Source organism: Salegentibacter profundi (genome assembly GCF_054121475.1).
The window spans coordinates 1-1,586 of the sequence record NZ_JBSYGG010000026.1; the positions used below are offsets into that span (position 1 = coordinate 1).

Genomic DNA, 1,586 nt, shown 5'->3' on the forward strand with positions numbered 1-1,586 from the left:
AAGTTATCGTGTTCCGGGATGTGTGGTTTATCTTCTTCGAGGTCCTGGTAAAACAGGGAGCTTTGGTCCAGATTATTTTTCAGGATATTTTTAATGTGCAGGTAAGTAACCGCATCTGCCTGCAAAGCCCTTTTACAGGCATTATCCAATCGCTGGGAGCCATAGGATTTATGGAGCTGGATGACCCCCATAGCTCGTTTGTACCCTATTTCCGGATAGTCCACCGCGGTGATTATTTTCTCGATACATCCCAGAACGTGCTCCCCATGCACGGCCGCTTTCTTTTTAAAAAAATCAGGACTCCAATCGCTATAGTATTTATGGGTACTGCTTAGATGCTCTTTGTTGGTGTTATAACTGCCTTTTGATGGGTTGCGCTGGTGCAAGGCGATCCGCTGATGATAAAAATATACTTCTACCACGGAACTGGTATAATGGATGGTGGTTTCTTTTCCTATGTAGCGATAGGGTGCGCTGTAATAGCTTTTATCCGGAGAGAAGTATACATAGCCTATTTTCTGAACCTTTGCCCTTCGGTACCCTTTTAGTTCATAGACTGTCTCCGGCAGGGGCTTTAGGTATTCCCGCTCCACGGATTGAAAGAGTTCCCTGCGACTGGCTTCCTTGCGAGAGAACAACAGATCGTTGTACCGCTCCAGCAAGCGTTTTATCTCACGGTTCAGGTCTTCTAAAGAGAAGAAGCTCATCTCCCGAAGCGGATAATAGATCCGTTGGTAGGCAAGGTTTACGGCATTCTCCACCAAAGCTTTATCCTGCGGAGCATAGCCCCGGGCAGGATTGATCACACAGTTGTAATGCCGAGCGAAGTCTTTAAAACTTCTGTTGATGTCAGCCTCATACCTGCTGGCACGGGTAACTGCTGATTTTAGGTTGTCGGAGACAATTGCTTTAGGGACGCCTCCATAAAACTGTAGGGCATTACAGCAACAGTTAATCAGGTCCTCTCGTTTCTGGCTTTTACAAGCTTCCACGTAAGTGTACTGGCTGTTAGGAAGGATGGCTACAAATACTTCTACCGGAATCAGTTCTCCTGTTTCCTTATCAATAATTTGAAGTTTTTTTCCTGCATAATCAATAAACATTTCATTCCCGGGATCGTGTTCAAGTTTCATGGATCCTTTGACCTTGGCATATTTGCGCCGGTAATGTTCCATAAACTGGGTATAGCCATAAGGATCTTTGGCCTGTGCTACATATTCCTGATAATGGTATAAAAAAGTGAAACCTGGGTGGTTACGGGCTTTATTGACCCCCTCAAAATATAACATGAGTTCCTCGTAGCGAGGATTGTCAATAGTAGTATGGGACGGAAAAAGCTTCTCTAAGCTAGCATTATCAAGGACCAATAATTCTTTAGCAGAAGAGCCGCTGGCCTTGAACAGCCGCATATAAGTATTTACCGTATTGCGGGAGATCCCAAGGGTGGCACCTATTTTACGGTTGCTAAACCCATCGAGATGTAGGGAAATAATTTGTTTTAAGTCCATTGGATCAAGTGTATTGGCCATATCGCTTGTTTTTAAGCGACAAGGTATGAGTTACTTGATCTTTCAAAGTGGCACAAA

The 1,586-nt window shown here is 44.3% G+C and carries 1 protein-coding gene; it reads right to left on the reverse strand.

The window, feature by feature from the left end; all coding sequences use genetic code 11:
- A partial coding sequence (istA, locus tag ACW6NC_RS16045) for an IS21 family transposase (protein ID WP_457867579.1) occupies positions 1-1,529 on the reverse strand: 1,529 nt, incomplete at its 3' end.
- Between the last annotated feature and the right edge of the window lie 57 nt (positions 1,530-1,586).